Source organism: Streptomyces sp. NBC_01176 (assembly GCF_045039825.1).
Lineage (GTDB): Bacteria > Actinomycetota > Actinomycetes > Streptomycetales > Streptomycetaceae > Streptomyces.
In genome coordinates this window covers 1,010,778-1,024,842 of record NZ_CP108600.1, presented here as the reverse complement: position 1 = coordinate 1,024,842, position 14,065 = coordinate 1,010,778, and the positions used below count along the sequence as shown (strand labels likewise).

The window sequence follows — 14,065 nt, the reverse complement described above, 5'->3', positions numbered from 1 at the left end:
ACCGTGCGCCCCCGGAACCGAGCCGAACTCGGTCCAGGGGTACGCCGTCACCGCGAGAGGACCTGGCCGAAGGTTCAGAAGCCGGTGAGAGTGATCTTCCCGATGGCGGAGCCGGACTCGAGGATGCCGTGTGCCTCGCGGAGGTTGGCCGCGTTGACCGGCCCCAGATCCTTGGTCGCCGTGGTCCGTAGGATGCCGGCGTCCGCGAGGCGGGCGACCTGGGTCAGGATGTGGTGCTGCCTGTCCTGGTCGGGAGTCTGGAAGAGGGACCGGGTGAACATGAACTCCCAGTGGAACGCGATGCACTTCGGCTTGAGCAGACCGAGGGGCAGGCTCTCGTGGTCGTCGATGGCGACGATGCGGCCGAACGGACGCAGGGCCTCGGCGTAGTCGGGCAGGTTGCGGTCGGTGTTGGTGGTGCTGAACACATGGGTCACCCCCTCCGGGGCCACCTCGGCGAGCTGAGGCGCCAGCGGCTTGTGATGGTTCACGACGTGCTGGACACCCATGCGCGTGGCGAAGTCGATCGTCTCCTGGCGCGAGGCCGTGCCGATCACCGTCAGACTGGTCAGGGCGCGGGCGAGCTGGGCGACCATCGCCCCGACACCACCGGCCGCCGCGGTGATCAGCAGGGCACCCTGCTGATTCATGCCGCCGTTCTCCAGACCCAGCCGCTCGAACAGGCCTTCCCAGGCGGTCAGCGAGGTCAGCGGCAGCGCGGCGGACTCGGTGAAGGACAGGGTGCTCGGCTTGCGCGCCGCGATGCGCTCGTCGACCGTGTGGTACTCGGAGTTGGCCCCGGGCCGGCCGATGGCGCCCGCGTAGTAGACGTCGTCGCCGACCGCGAATCGCCGCACCTTCTCGCCGACGGCGACGACGCTGCCCGCCGCGTCCCACCCGAGGACCTTCGTCTCTCCGGCCGGATCGGTGTTCTGGCGGACCTTGTAGTCGACGGGGTTGAGGGCGACGGCCTCCACCTTGACCAGCAGGTCGTACGGTCCGGGCTCGGGAACCGGCAGTTCCAGGTCGATCAGGCTCTCCTGGTCACTGACCGGCAGGCTCCTGCGGTAGCCGACAGCGCGCATGGACGTTGCGTTCATAGGGTGATTCCTTTTCGGTGTGGGCGGTGGGCGGTGGGCGGTGGGCGGTGGGCGGTGGGCGGTGGGCGACGGGCACGCGCTGCGCTCGAGTGCCGTGGCCCGAGTCAAGGAAGGACCCCGGAGTGGTGGGCGGCGAGGTAGCGGTCGGCGGCCCGTTGCGGGCTCAGCCCGCTGACGTTGGTGAGCGGGTCGATCTCCTCGACACCGTCGTTGCCCAGGCGGAGAGCGTCCAATGGGGAGACCGCCTCCGGGCGGATGCGTTCCCGATACCCGGACAGATACTCGCCGTTGGCTCGACGGGAGCCAGGCCGACACCAGCACATCGACATCGCCGTTCCTGAGCAGGTCGAAGACCTCCTCGTGCTTGGCTTCGACGCTCTTCACCCGGTGACCGTGGGCTTCGAGAACCCGGCGAGTAACGCCGGCGGCGGCGCGGGGAAAGGACAGAGCGATTTTCCTACGATGATCGGATCGGAAGCGTCGACGGACATGGCCCCCTGAAAATAGCAGTGCCAATTTCGTTTCAGCGGCTACGACCGCGGCGCAACCGCAAACTCGATCCCGTCGAATCGTTGTACGGGAACGACCCTCTCCCAGTGCCAACCGTAAGTCCAAGAAATAATGGGCATGGTTTCTATATTCCGATATTCCGAGTTCATGGCAACGCTGAGACAGCTGGAATACTTTGTGGCCATCGTGGATGAGAGAGTCGTTCGCGCGTTCGCGCGGGCCGTCGGAAATCCTCAACGTCACCCAGTCCGGGCTCTCGCATCAGCTCCAGGCGCGGGAACGTGAGGTCGGTGATCTCCTGCTGGAACGGCCGCCCCGCGGCGTCCGCCTCACTCCGGCCGGACGGTCGATGCAGCCGCACGCCTGCGTCCGGCTCGCCGATCTCGCGGAACGGGACTGGGTCCACTTCACCCCCCGACGGCGGGCTCTCCGAAATCCTCCAGGCCTCCTGATGCCCGCGTACGTGGCAGAGCGAGAGCGCCTGCGCGAAACGGACCGCATCACGCGCGCGGCACCGCATAAGCACGAGTGTAGCTTTTGCCCCGGATGCGACTGCGCGTTATCATCCGATTCTGCGAATTTCCGGAGAGTGCCGGAGCGGACGCCGAGCGTGTTTGCATGCCCGTCTCCGTCGGCCGGCACGAGAATATTCCCGGTTGCGATCCCCGTTCGTCGGCCATAGGTTCGTATGGGTTCTCATGACCGTCCTCGTGACCGCAAAAAATGAAAAGACGGGTCAATTGCCCGGAAATTCTCGTTCCTAGAATTTCGGAACAGGAGCAGGACGTGACTGGGAGAAAGATACCGAGCCGCGGCGTCGTCGCACTGCTGGCGGCCCTCTGCATCGGAGGCAGCGCTACCCAGACCTCCCTGGTGAGCTCGCCGGCCGATTCCAGGGAACCGGCCGGCGCACCCGCGCAGAACAAGCAACGCCTGCAGCCGGTCGCGGAATTCAACGGGGCAATGCCCACAGGAGTGAGCGTCTCACGTACCGGCCGGGTGTTCGTGAACTTCCCCCACTGGGGCGATGAGGTGCAGTACTCGGTCGCCGAAGTGCGCAAGGGGAAAACCGTCCCCTACCCGAACCGCGAGATCAACACCGCCGACACACGCGACCCCGCGCATCACTTCCTGGGGGTGCAGAGCGTCGTCGTCGACGCCGCCGACCGGCTGTGGGTCGTGGACACCGGGCGCATCAAGTTCGGCAACGCACCAGTGGGCGGCCCCAAAATCGTCGCCATAGACCTGCGGACCAACAAGGTCATCCGGACCATCCTGCTGCCCCGTCAGGTCGCCGGCCCCCGTAGCTTCGTGAACGATGTGCGACTCGACCTCACCCGTGGAAAGGCGGGCACCGCCTATCTCACGGACGCCTCCTCGGACGGCCCCAACGGGCTGATCGTCGTGGATCTGGCGTCCGGGACATCCTGGCGCCGACTGAACAACGTGCCCTCGGTACGCCCGGTGCCCGACTTCGTTCCCGTCATCGACGGGAAGCGGATGCTCAACCGGCCGGTGCACGGTCCCACCAGCCCCATCAACATCGGGTCGGACGGCATCGCCCTGAGCCCGGACGGCAAGACCCTCTACTACTGCCCCCTGTCCAGCCGCACCCTGTACTCCGTGCCGACGAGCGGTCTGACCGACCGCCGGGTAGCGGATTCCAAGATCGCGAAGACCGTTCGCAATCTCGGTACGAAAGGGATGTCCGACGGGCTGGAGACGGACAACGCGGGCCGCGTGTACGGAGGCGACATCGAGCACAACGCGCTCGTCTTCCGCGACACCCACGGGCGATTCCGCACCCTGGTCCACGACAACCGGCTGATCTGGCCGGACACCTTGTCGATCGGCTACGACCGGAACCTGTACGTGATGGCCAATCAGCTGAACCGGCAGGCCGCATACAACGCCGGCGTCGATCTTCGGCGCAAGCCCTACGTGCTCTACCGGATCCCGGTCGACGGCGGCCCCGCCCGTCGGTAGAGCCTCAGGAGACTTCCGCGAACAGCAGGACGGCCCAGGGCGGCGTCGTCCTCGAACAGGAAGCGGCCCGCGCTGTCGATGTGCCGGACCTCGCGGATGCCGGTGGTGGGGCGGGGCTTCCCGGCCCGGCGACAGCCCGTAGGCGGTGCGGGCCGTGCGGTGCCAGAAGTCGTCCTGCTCGGTGCCGGCGGGGTCCGGCAGGTGCTCCCCGAGCGTGTCGCTGTTCTCCGTCGGCACGCGGCCGGGGGCCCCTATGGGTTTGGTCGAGGAAATCCGGGTGCGTTTGGGTTCGGGGTGAGGTCAGCATTGCCTGGTGTCTGAGCTGCTGTGGGACGACGTGAAGGGCTTCTTCGACCCTGAGTTGGAGGGGTATCTTCCGGATGTGTGGGTGACAGGGACTGGGGTCGAGGATTGGCAGGCTGTCATCGATCTGATCGTTGCGAGTGGCTGGCCGCGTGAATACTCCGAGGGCGGTGTTGTCATGCCGCTGCCGCGTGCTGGGGAGGTGCTGTCGCGGCCTGCTGATGCCGAGTGCGCGGATCTGCGGGTCTGGCCGGCGCCGGATGTGCTGGCGATCTTTCGGCTGGAGTCGGCTGAGGAGATCGGTTTCGACGTGGACCTGCGGGAGTTGCGGGGGCAGGGGCGGCTGGACGTGCTGTGCGGATTTCTTCGTGCGATCGGGCACCGACTGGGCAAGCCGGTGGTGTTGACGCCCGAGGGCGACTGGGACCAGAGCCATCGGTGCTGGGGTTCGACGTCGAGTCCGACCGGGTGGTGCTGCCGGCAGAACCGCCGATCAGCTGACCGTAGCCGTCGGACGTGATTCGTTGAAGGTGCCGTCTCGGAGCATCGCGAAGAGAAAGTCGGCCCTGCCGGGGGCGAGGCAGAGCAGGGCCCGGGTGTGGTGCTGCCCCACGACACGATCCTGGTACGAGTGCACTGCGATTACTGACGCCCCACAAAAGCTGTGCCAGAGCCCGAGTTTGGGCAGCGTATGTTCACCACTTCGGACGGCACCTGCCTTGGCGCTGTTCGATTGGCCGCCAGGGCCTTGGTACTCCCTCAGGGACGGAAGGTGCGCCGGTAGGTGTCGGGTGGGACGCCGACGCTGCGGTGGAAGTGGCGGCGCAGGGTGGTGGCGGTGCCCATGCCGGTGGCCGCGGCGATGGTGTCCACGGTGGCGTCGGTGGTCTCCAGCAGTTCCTGGGCGTGGCGAATGCGCTGGGTGTGGAGCCATTGCAGTGGCGTGGTGCCGGTGAGGTGCTTGAAGTGGCGGCCGAGGTGACGTGAGCTCATGCGGGCCTGGCGGGCCAGATCCTCCACGGTCAGCGGCTGGTTCAACCGCTCCAGCGCCCATGGGAAGAGCTCGCCCAGGGGGTGGTTGCCCGGGGCTGGGAGGGGGGTGGCGATGAACTGGGCCTGGCCGCCGTCGCGGTGGGGTGGGACGACCAGGCGTCGGGCGATCTTGTTGGCGTTGGCCGAGCCGTGGTCGAGACGGACCAGGTGCAGGCACAGGTCCATGGCGGCGGCTTTGCCCGCGGAGGTGAGGACGTCGCCGTTGTCGACGTAGAGGACGTCCGGATCGACTGTGGCCGCCGGGTGGCGCCGGGCTAGTTCCCGCGTGTGGGCCCAGTGCGTGGTGGCGCGCCTCCCGTCGAGCAGTCCTGCCGCGCCCAGGATGAAGGCGCCCGTGCACAGTGAGGCCACGCGGGCACCGGCCGCGTGGGCCGCACGCACCGCCTCGACCAGCTCCGCGGGCGGTTCGCGGTCGGTGTCGGCCCAGCTGGGGACGATCACTGTGTCTGCGTGCGCGAGGTGGTCGAGTCCGTGGTCGGGGTCCAGGCGGAAGCGACCGACGTGCACCGGCCCGCTTCCGCAGAGGGAGAAGTCGTACCAGGGATCCACGATGTGGGTCAGGTCGGCTCCGAAGACCTCGACGGCCACGGACATTTCGTAGTGGAGCATGCCGTCGGTGGCCGCCAGTGCAACAGTAGGCATGTCCGAAACTGTACGCGGCATGTCGTTTCCGACGCTCGTGCGGGGCGCTGCCGGAGGGACAGGATGTGGATGTCAGGCCGCGGCGGATCGGCTTCGCAGCGGGCGTTCGAGTACGTGGGGGGAGTCTCATGGGGTCAGGTCAGCTGGTGATGGTGTTCGGCGCCTACGGTCACACTGGGCGGTTCGTGGTCGCGGAACTGGCCGCGCGCGGGTTCGTCCCGGTGCTGTCCGGGCGCAACGCACAGACCTTGGAGGAGATGGCCCACGAACACGGGCTGGAGGCCCGGGTGGCGTCGGTCGAGGACCCGGCTTCGCTGGACCGGGCCCTGACGGGCACGGCGGCGGTCATCAACTGCGCCGGCCCCTTCGCATCAACCACCGGCCCCGTCATCGAGGCCGCGCTCCGCGCGAAGATCCCCTACCTGGACGTGGCCGCCGAGCTCGAGGCCAACCTCGACACATTCGCCCACTACCGGGAGCGGGCCCGGGACGCGGGAGCGGTGATCGTCCCGGCCATGGCCTTCTTCGGCGGCCTCGGCGACCTCCTGGCCACCGCGGCGATGGGCGACTGGACCGAAGCCGACGAGGCACACATCGCCTACGCGCTCAGCAACTGGCACCCCACTGCCGGTACCCGGCTCTCAGGCGCTGTCTCCCGCGAGCGACGCGGCGACCACCGCCTGCGCTACAGCGGCGGACAGTGGGAGCGCCGCACCGACGCCGCGCCCACCCTGGAGTGGACCTTCCCGGAACCGATGGGACCCCGGCTGGTGATCGGGGAGTTCACGATGGCGGACTCCGTCACCGTCCCCCAGCACCTGTCCATCCCCGATGTGACCACCTACATGAGCGCCGAGGCGGCCCGAGACGTCGCTGCCCCTCACACGCCGGCCCCGACCGCCGCCGACGAGAGCGGGCGCTCGAACCAGACCTTTCTCGTCGACGTCGTCGTCCGCTTCGGCGGTACCGAGCGCCGGGCCACGGCCGGCGGTCAGGACATCTACGCCGTCACCGCGCCCCTCGTCACCGAGGCACTCGAGCGCGTCATGACCAGCCGCACCAAGACCGTCGGCGTCGTCTCCGCCGGCGAGATCTTCGACGCCCCCGACTTCCTGCAGGCGCTCGACCCGCACATCACACTCGAGTTGCACCCGCAGAAGCAGAACGCGTGACCCGAGCCATTCGCCCGGCCGTCGGCCGCATGCCCTCAGCGAGCCGTGGCGACGTGGGCGTCCTCGTTCGGTTCCCTCACCTGTGGCCCGTTCTTTGGGGCTTGGCCGTCCTGGCCGTCCGCAACCGCGTCAAACACTGACCCAGCGCTCGCACGGCCAGGAGCGACCGCAGCTACCGAACACTGAATCAACCGGCACGCCCCGAACCGACCATGAGCCGCCGCACGGAAGATCTGAGTACCCAGGTCACCGCCTCGACCAGCGAAGTCTTCCGTGCTGCCCGGCATTGATTGCTGTAGGACCAGACCCACTGCCGGCGCCAGGTCCCAGGAGGCTGCCGATGGACCAGACGCAGCCGCCGTCCTGATAGATGCAGTGTGATCGTGTTTCAGCGGGGTCGGGGAGCAAGATCCGAGGTCATGGCCGTACTATCCCCGCTCACAGATGTGATCCAGGGGTGGGTAGTGAAGAACGTCGTCATACGAAGATGGGCCGTCGGCGCCGCCGGCATGGTCCTGGGCCTCGGGGCGGTCGGCTGCGGTGCCGAGAGGGGCGAGGGCTCCACCGCGGGCCACACGCCGGGCGCGGAGATCATCGCCGCGCGAACAGCATCCGCCGCGACGCCGGCGCCGACGCCGAAAAGCCCGACACAGCGCCCCCTGACGCAGAATCAGCTCGAACGTGCGGTGGTCGACGAGCGAGACCTACCGGGGCTGAGCATCACCAGGCTGGGCTCCGGCAGGGACGGCTTCGGCGACGGCACCGTCAGTGCCCTGCACGAGGAGGCCACGCGCCCCGTGTCCTGCGCGCCGGTCAGCTCCGCCGTGGCGGGCGGCGCCAGCAGATACGCCCCGCTCGGCAGCGTGACGAGCATGGCCCAGAGCGAGGACGGAACGTCCACCTTCCACCTCGTGTCCGATCGCGCGGCCGACGCCGTGCGGGTGATGGACGAACTGCGGGTGGCCCTGGCGACCTGCACTACCTACACGATGAAGTGACCGGCGGAGACGACCTTCGAGGACCTGCGTCCCATCGGCGATCCTCATCAGGGCGACGAGGGAGTCTCCTTCCGGCTCGACGTCGTGTCGTCCTCTGCCGGCGGGGACAGCGATCCCGTCCGGATGCTTCAGAGTTTTCAGGTCATCCGCTCGGGTTCCACCGTGGCGGTCTTCTCCGCCGTCGATACCGAGGCCCGCAGGGTCAAGACGGTTCCCGCCGACCTCGTGATCGCCCAGATGAAGGTGCTGGGAACCGGCGGCCATCGGCCGTAGCGCCGGGACCCGTCCCGCGTACGCCGGCCTCCGGGGCGGATCGATGAGTTCCCGGCCTGCACAGGGCCCTTTTCGTTCCCGTTGTCGTCGCCGACGTCGGAGTTCGGGGTGAGCTCGTGCGTCCTGTCCTCGAGGCAGTCGTCGTTCAGGCGGAGAACGCGGATGAGGTCTTTGGCCGTCTCGCCAAGGCCGTCGTCTTCGTCATCGCCGAGAAGGTCGTCCTTGGGGGAGGACCGCCAGGGATTATCCCCGCGCCTGCGGGGAGCAGGCCCCCAAGGTCTGCGCCGCGTACACGATGGGACCATCCCCGGCATGAGATCTAGGCAGTTGGCGCGCCCTGCTCCCGCACGAGGCCGGCGCGCCTGATCGGCGCATACGCGAAAAAGCTCCGCAACCTGTGCGGGTCGCGCGGGGCGGGGCGCCGGCACCAGCGCCCCGCCTCGTCTCGTCCCGTCCCGATCGGGTCAGGCTGTGTGCTGAAATCGGGCGGTGAGAGATAGAAGCCGTCGGCGTGCGTTCTGCGGGCTGCTGTCGACTCAGATCGTAGGTGTGTCGTCGATGGGCTCGTGGTGCGGTTCGACGATGAACTTCCAGCCGGTGCTGGGCTCCATGAACCGTACTCGGGTGGGGTAGATGTCCAGGGCGCGGCGGTCGCGGTTCTGGCCGCTCGTGCTCTTCCGACCGCGGGCCGGCTCTTCGAACAGGTCGACCTTGACGTCCGGCACCGCCGCGACTTCCTCGTTCCAGCGCTGGACGATTCCCGCGCCGAACGCTTCCCTCGCGGCGGTGTAGAGCGACTCCAGGGATTCCTTGTTCCCGTTGGGCACGAAGAGCGCGAGGTTCAGGAGGACGCCGGCACTCTGGAGAACCTCGATTTCTTCCCCGGCTTCGTCAGCAACCCAGATGCCGCGCTCTTCGGCATTGTTCGGAAGAACATGAATTTCCTTGCCGAATATTGTCCTTGCGGTGAAGGATCCTCCATCGAAATATTTTCCCGGCTTCGTGAGGAAAGCCGGAGCGAAGCAGTCGAGAGAAAGGTCGTCCAGCTCTGCCGAGACGAAAATCTCCTCCTGGAGGCCCAATTCTGAAACCTCCTCGCTCGTAAGGCGCCGAGCTGTGAATTTTTCGGTGTGCACGCTATTTCTCCTTCTTCGTATGGCCACGGACAGTCCGAAAGTCCGCTAGATCCGATGCCCCGGGCTCAGCCACGGCTCCACCAGCAGGCCTGAGTTGGGGCCGGGGCGAGTGGTGCCGGCGGCCGAGCGCGTTGCTCGAGATCGCCGCCCCGGACAAGATCCCAGACACGGGACCCGGGCGGCAAATCTTCGTGGGAAAGGCGAAGGCGACAGCATCGCCTCCGGACACCGCGGGCTTCCCGACCCGCCCCTCTCTTCGGGACACCCGCCCGCGTAGCCCTGTTGAGCTGTATCGGTTGGTCAGTATTGATATTTCGACGTGGATGTGTCAGTACCTGTAGTTTTGATATCGGCCGATTGGTTCGCGTGAGCAGTAGGGAGGCTCCGCCGCGGCTGACTGAACGCCTCTCGAAGTCGTGAACATATGAAGTCCGTTCTCGGGCTCTGGCTCAACTTCCGTGTGGAGTGAGCTTCGTTATGACTGGACGCCGAAGAGAGTGATGGAAGGGGGAGGCGCGACAAGCACTACGTGAAGGTGCGTGAGAAGGGCCTGCCACTGCTTCCAGTCCTCCGGGTCGACCCACTTCGAGGTCGGCCGCCCCAGCTTTGTCGCTGGAGATGCGGGCGAGGGCTTCGTCAGCGAGCGCCCGAGGGCCGGAAGGGAACACGGGCATGGGCGTTTCCGGGCCGTAGGGCGTGTCGACGACAGCTTGGCCTCCCGGACATTGCGCCGCGACGAGTGCGGCGGCGGCCACCACCTCGTCCGCTTCCCTGAGAAAGCCCGTGGCGACGACCGTCCGGACGAGGACGCCTCGGATCAGAGCCTCACACGCCTCGGACCCGGCGTCATCGCGAGCGTTGGCGAAGTCCGCAGCTGTGTCGTTGCCGAAGGGACCGATGTCCCAGGTGCCCATGCTGATCTCCTTGCGTAGGGTCGTCCAGATCCTCGCATCAGGCACTGACAACGTGACTACGGAGCGAGCAGGACCCGTTTGCGTACCTGTTCCACCTGTCGGTGTTGCGGGAAGCAGCCTGGGGCGGGGAAAGCGCCCATGGACGAACAGATGCTGTCCTCGAGTCCTGCTCTCCCGGCACGTGGCCCGGCCCACTTTGTGGTGGCGGGGCTGGGCTACGTGTGGAATTCGGTGCCGGTGTCCTGTCAGACGGCACAGGGGGTAGATCCGATGCGCGTCCGCCGATCGAGACCCCGCGGTACGCGACCGCTACCTGGGCTGGATGGCCCGGTGGTGGCCCGACCGCCCGGAATACGTCGCTCTCTTCGTCACGGACCCGCGAGCGGGGGACGCGCCCAACCCCGAGCGGCGCGCCGCGATGCTTCTGGCACTTGCCGTCGGCGGACACGAGGCGGAGTTCGAGCGCCGGTTCGCCCGGGAGGAAGTGCCTTAACTGCCGCTAAAACACGGTTCTGGCACAGATCTTGGGGAGTCGTCGCGGAGCGTCACCTCGACGTTCGATTGCGAGGGGGCGGGTTCGTGTGAGACGGCGTACGCCTGGTCGCCCACGGGCGGAATTGACGCTCCCTCAGGTGTCTGCCGATCGCTGCTGCGGTCGGTTGTGGATGGTGATGGTGCTGGTCATGCAGACCGATGCACCGTGCTGGGGCTCGCGGGTGTTCGAGGGGATCGATGATGTGGATGTCGAGGCGGTTACGGCCGCGTTCGGCACGGTCGAGGTGGTGGCGAAAGGCCGCGGGGCCGGGGCTGCGTGTCCGGACTGTGGCCGGTTCTCGGGACGGGTCCACGACCGATACCAGCGCAGGCTGAAGGACCTTCCACTCGCTGAGCAGGCTTCGTGATCCGGCTGACGGTCCGGCGCTTCATCTGCGGAGCGGCGGACTGCCCGCGCCGGACGTTCGCCGAGCGGTTCTCCCGACTGGCCGCCCCGCACGCACGGTTCACCACGCGGCTCAACCGTGCCCTGGAGCGGGTGGGGCTCGAGCTGGCCGGGCGGGCCGGCGCCCGGCTGGCTGCCCAGCTGGGCTTCGGAGCTGGCCGGATGACCTTGTTGCGCAGGGTCATTGCAGTACCCGATTCCGTTCAGCACGCCGCGTGTGCTGGGCATGGACGACTTCGCGATCCGTCGCGGCCAGACGTACTCCACGGTCTTGACCAGCGTCGAAGACCATCGCGTGGTCGATGTGCTCCCGACGCGTGAAGCCGGACCGCTGGCCGCGTGGCTTGTCCGTCACCCCGGCGTGGAGATCATCTGCCGGGACCGGGCGGGCGCCTATGCCGAGGGTGCCCGCCGCGGCGCCCCTGATGCTCTGCAGGTCGCTGATCGGTTCCATCTGTGGCAGGGCCTCGGCCGAGCCGTGGAGACCTGCGTCACCGCCCATCGCGACTGCTTGAGCAATCCTTCGCCCAGTGGCATCCTGCCGGAGGCCACCCGGCTGGCTTCCGGTCTGCCGCAGGACGACTCGGTGCCCGTCGGCCGGCGGGGCCGAGCGGAAGCAGACGGCACATGCCCTGGTCCATGAGCTTCTTGCTCAAGGTCACTCACGCCGGGCGATTGCACGGTACCTGAGCTGGGGCCTCAACACCGTGCTCAGATACGCGAACGCCGCGAACTGGCAGAACACCATCCGCGAAAACCGGGCCCGCCCCAGCAGACTGGACCCCTACAAGCTCTACCTGGAGCGACGCTTCGCCGCGGGATACACCAGCGTCACCCAGCTCCACAGCGAGTCGTCGCCGACAACGCGCCAGTCACGTACCAGATGGTCCGCGCCCACATCGCCACCCCCCGCGGGACTCCCGCTGGCACGCCACCCCTACCTCCGACGGTGCGTCAGGTGACCGGCTGGCTCCCCCGACACCCCACTGCGCTGAGCGAGGAAGACCGGGTCGGCTTGAAGGATGTCCTTGCACGCTGCCCTGAACTGGACACAGCCGCCGGACACCTCCACGACTTCGGCGAGATACTCACCGACTGCCTCGGCTCCCCACTCCCCACCTGGATCGGCGCAGTTGATGACAGCCAGCTCCCCGGTCTCACCGGCTTCGCGCTCCACCTTCTGCGGGACCTTGACGCCGTGATAGCCGGGCTCACTCTCGACGGGAACTCCGGCAGCATCGAGGGCGCGGTCAACCGCATCGAGAAGATCAAGCGCCAGCTCTATGGCCGAGCCGGATTTGAACTCCTCCGCAAGATGATCCTGCTCCAGTAACACTCGCGAGCGGCCGCCCCCCCGTGGCACGATGGCCCCATGTTGATCCGAAAGGGCGATGCCGCGTAGGCGTCCTAAGGCCGTCCGCGCAGAGCGGTGGCGGCCACGATGGCAGTGTTCGGTCCTGAGAGTCCGCGGTGTCTCCGCGCAGACTCGTGCAGCGATCCGCCGGGTCGAAGACCAGGAGATGTGGCCCAACGCGGTCGCCAAGTCGCTCTCGTGTTTCGAGCGAGCTTTTAACCAGCCGGGACGCTATTTGGACGCCTCCGAGTTCGAATCGCCCGGCGTGGGAGATGCCCGTGATGACCTTGAGTGGGCGATGCGGCACCTTCCTCCCGGAGCGCAACGGGACTTGGGCCGACTGATCACACGCATCGACGAGGAATTCGAGCGCCGCACCCTGCCCGACCCCAACAATATTGAGTTGGCGGTGTTCGGCTGGTGGTGGACCAGAATGCGAGAACGCTGACGGGCCCCGGACCCGCGCCCTTCTTCGAACGCAAATTTCACGCTCCGCGACCGCTCCCCAAGATCTGTACCAGAACCGAGGTTGGACAGCAGATGTTCATGACTTGGGAGGCAGCACAGCACACCGAGCATTCGAACGCTGACTGAGCCACCTGCCGCCGTCAGAGACGACGGTCAGCACACGCGTGCGCTGCGTTGCTCCTCCACGGCGGTGGCCGGTGCTGTTCCCACGAGGATGAGAAAACACGTTGGCCTGCCGGGGTGGACCTCGGGGCCGCGCGAAGCGTCTCCCGCGTGGTGCTCCGGCTCCCCGCCGGCTGGGGCGTCCGCACCCAGACGCTGTCCCTGCGGGCCGGCGCGGAGGGCTCCACCTTCACCACCGTGAAGGCCGCAGCCGCCTACGCCTTCGGCCCGGCGGCGGACAACACCGTCACCCTCACCTTGCCCGCCACCGTCCAGCGCTGGTTCCGGCTGACGGTCACGGCCAACAGCGGCCGGCCGGCCGGTTAGCTTTCGGAGTTCGAGGTCCGGAGTTCGTAGCACCAGACCCGGCTGCGCGCGGGGCGGTGCGTGCGCGCGGCGCTGCTCCGGGCAATCATGCTGGTGATCGAGAAGCGTCCCGCCTTACGCCGTGGAGGATGACCCGTGTCGAAGCCGCCCCTGCCCGAAGCCGCCGTCGCCATGCTGGAGAAAGCCAACCCCGCCGTCATCTGCACGCTGCGCCGGGACGGCCAGCCGGTGTCCGCGGCCACCTGGTACCTGTGGGACGACGGGCGTGTGCTCATCAACATGGACGAGGGGCGCGTCCGGCTCCAGCACGTGCGCAACGACCCCAGGGTCTCGCTCACCGTGCTCGACGAGGGCGGCTGGTACACCCATGTGACCATCATCGGCCGCGTCGTCGACCTGCAGGAGGACACCGACCTGTCCGGCATCGACCGGCTGTCCCGCCAGTACCTGGGCAAGGACTACGGGCAGCGCGACCGGCGCCGCTACAGCGCGTGGATCGAGATCGACCGCTGGCACGGATGGGGTGCGCTGAAGGACAATGAGCAGCCCGGCTGACGCGGCCACGGATCCATACCCGGATCTGTGCGCCCTGACCGCCGTACGACATACGGCGGTCAGGGCGCACGCGGTGCTCCCCGCCGCCGGCGTGCAGCCCTGGTTGTCGATTCCCGCCTCGGGCGGCATGTCTCAAGGCGTCCTCGCCGACGACCCGCTCCCGCCGCACCCC

The 14,065-nt window shown here is 67.7% G+C and carries 16 protein-coding genes and 2 pseudogenes; 12 read left to right on the top strand and 6 right to left on the bottom strand.

Features of this window, described 5'->3' with window-relative positions; translation table 11 throughout:
• Positions 1–74: 74 nt before the first annotated feature.
• From OG199_RS04105 to OG199_RS04095, 3 genes and pseudogenes are all read right to left on the bottom strand, one after another.
• Complete coding sequence (locus OG199_RS04105) at positions 75–1,100, bottom strand: zinc-binding alcohol dehydrogenase family protein (RefSeq protein WP_405834417.1); 1,026 nt, start codon at positions 1,098–1,100, stop codon at positions 75–77.
• 104 nt (positions 1,101–1,204) lie between these two features.
• The gene (locus tag OG199_RS04100) at positions 1,205–1,333 is read right to left on the bottom strand and encodes a hypothetical protein (RefSeq protein WP_405834855.1); all 129 of its coding nucleotides are present in this window, start codon (positions 1,331–1,333) and stop codon (positions 1,205–1,207) included.
• A 106-nt stretch (positions 1,334–1,439) separates the two neighbouring features.
• Positions 1,440–1,484: pseudogene (locus OG199_RS04095) on the bottom strand (hypothetical protein); the annotation flags it as partial.
• 316 nt (positions 1,485–1,800) lie between these two features.
• Here OG199_RS04095 and OG199_RS04090 point away from each other — a divergent pair.
• The 3 genes and pseudogenes from OG199_RS04090 to OG199_RS04080 all read left to right on the top strand — a co-directional run bounded on the left by OG199_RS04090 (position 1,801) and on the right by OG199_RS04080 (position 4,400).
• Positions 1,801–2,292 (top strand): LysR family transcriptional regulator, encoded by a 492-nt coding sequence (locus OG199_RS04090; protein ID WP_405828009.1) that lies wholly within the window; start codon positions 1,801–1,803, stop codon positions 2,290–2,292.
• A 41-nt stretch (positions 2,293–2,333) separates the two neighbouring features.
• Positions 2,334–3,596: an L-dopachrome tautomerase-related protein gene (locus tag OG199_RS04085; protein ID WP_405828008.1), complete on the top strand. Its 1,263-nt coding sequence runs from the start codon at positions 2,334–2,336 to the stop codon at positions 3,594–3,596.
• 313 nt (positions 3,597–3,909) lie between these two features.
• A pseudogene (locus tag OG199_RS04080) lies at positions 3,910–4,400 on the top strand (hypothetical protein).
• Positions 4,401–4,658: 258 nt separating this feature from the next.
• On the opposite strand, the gene OG199_RS04075 reads toward OG199_RS04080, so the two are convergent.
• Positions 4,659–5,594 (bottom strand): helix-turn-helix domain-containing protein, encoded by a 936-nt coding sequence (locus OG199_RS04075; protein ID WP_405828006.1) that lies wholly within the window; start codon positions 5,592–5,594, stop codon positions 4,659–4,661.
• Between the two features lie 128 nt (positions 5,595–5,722).
• Here OG199_RS04075 and OG199_RS04070 point away from each other — a divergent pair, with 128 nt between their 5' ends.
• From OG199_RS04070 to OG199_RS04060, 3 genes are all read left to right on the top strand, one after another.
• Entirely contained in the window at positions 5,723–6,766 is a 1,044-nt protein-coding gene (locus OG199_RS04070; RefSeq protein ID WP_405828004.1) for a saccharopine dehydrogenase family protein, read from the top strand.
• A 419-nt stretch (positions 6,767–7,185) separates the two neighbouring features.
• The gene (locus OG199_RS04065; RefSeq protein WP_405828002.1) at positions 7,186–7,764 is read left to right on the top strand and encodes a hypothetical protein; all 579 of its coding nucleotides are present in this window, start codon (positions 7,186–7,188) and stop codon (positions 7,762–7,764) included.
• A 123-nt stretch (positions 7,765–7,887) separates the two neighbouring features.
• Positions 7,888–8,037 carry a hypothetical protein gene (locus OG199_RS04060; RefSeq protein WP_405828000.1) on the top strand — a complete coding sequence of 50 codons (150 nt, stop codon included), beginning with the start codon at positions 7,888–7,890 and terminating at the stop codon, positions 8,035–8,037.
• Between the two features lie 536 nt (positions 8,038–8,573).
• Here the strand turns inward: OG199_RS04060 and OG199_RS04055 are convergent.
• Complete coding sequence (locus OG199_RS04055; RefSeq protein WP_405827998.1) at positions 8,574–9,173, bottom strand: hypothetical protein; 600 nt, start codon at positions 9,171–9,173, stop codon at positions 8,574–8,576.
• Positions 9,174–9,622: 449 nt separating this feature from the next.
• Positions 9,623–10,087, bottom strand: coding sequence for a DUF4259 domain-containing protein (locus OG199_RS04050; protein ID WP_405827996.1), 465 nt, complete (start codon positions 10,085–10,087; stop codon positions 9,623–9,625).
• Between the two features lie 632 nt (positions 10,088–10,719).
• On the opposite strand from OG199_RS04050, the gene OG199_RS04045 reads away from it, so the two are divergent.
• The 6 genes from OG199_RS04045 (at position 10,720) to OG199_RS04020 (ending at position 13,893) form a co-directional block, all read left to right on the top strand.
• Positions 10,720–10,989 carry a transposase family protein gene (locus OG199_RS04045; protein ID WP_405827994.1) on the top strand — a complete coding sequence of 90 codons (270 nt, stop codon included), beginning with the start codon at positions 10,720–10,722 and terminating at the stop codon, positions 10,987–10,989.
• A gap of 264 nt (positions 10,990–11,253) precedes the next feature.
• The gene (locus tag OG199_RS04040) at positions 11,254–11,670 is read left to right on the top strand and encodes a transposase (RefSeq protein WP_405827993.1); all 417 of its coding nucleotides are present in this window, start codon (positions 11,254–11,256) and stop codon (positions 11,668–11,670) included.
• A 372-nt stretch (positions 11,671–12,042) separates the two neighbouring features.
• Positions 12,043–12,360, top strand: coding sequence for a hypothetical protein (locus OG199_RS04035; RefSeq protein WP_405827991.1), 318 nt, complete (start codon positions 12,043–12,045; stop codon positions 12,358–12,360).
• 187 nt (positions 12,361–12,547) lie between these two features.
• On the top strand, positions 12,548–12,829 hold the full coding sequence (locus OG199_RS04030) for a hypothetical protein (RefSeq protein WP_405827989.1): 282 nt from the start codon (positions 12,548–12,550) through the stop codon (positions 12,827–12,829).
• A 194-nt stretch (positions 12,830–13,023) separates the two neighbouring features.
• Complete coding sequence (locus OG199_RS04025; RefSeq protein ID WP_405827987.1) at positions 13,024–13,338, top strand: discoidin domain-containing protein; 315 nt, start codon at positions 13,024–13,026, stop codon at positions 13,336–13,338.
• A gap of 135 nt (positions 13,339–13,473) precedes the next feature.
• Positions 13,474–13,893, top strand: coding sequence for a PPOX class F420-dependent oxidoreductase (locus OG199_RS04020; protein WP_266708683.1), 420 nt, complete (start codon positions 13,474–13,476; stop codon positions 13,891–13,893).
• The last annotated feature ends 172 nt before the right edge of the window (positions 13,894–14,065 follow it).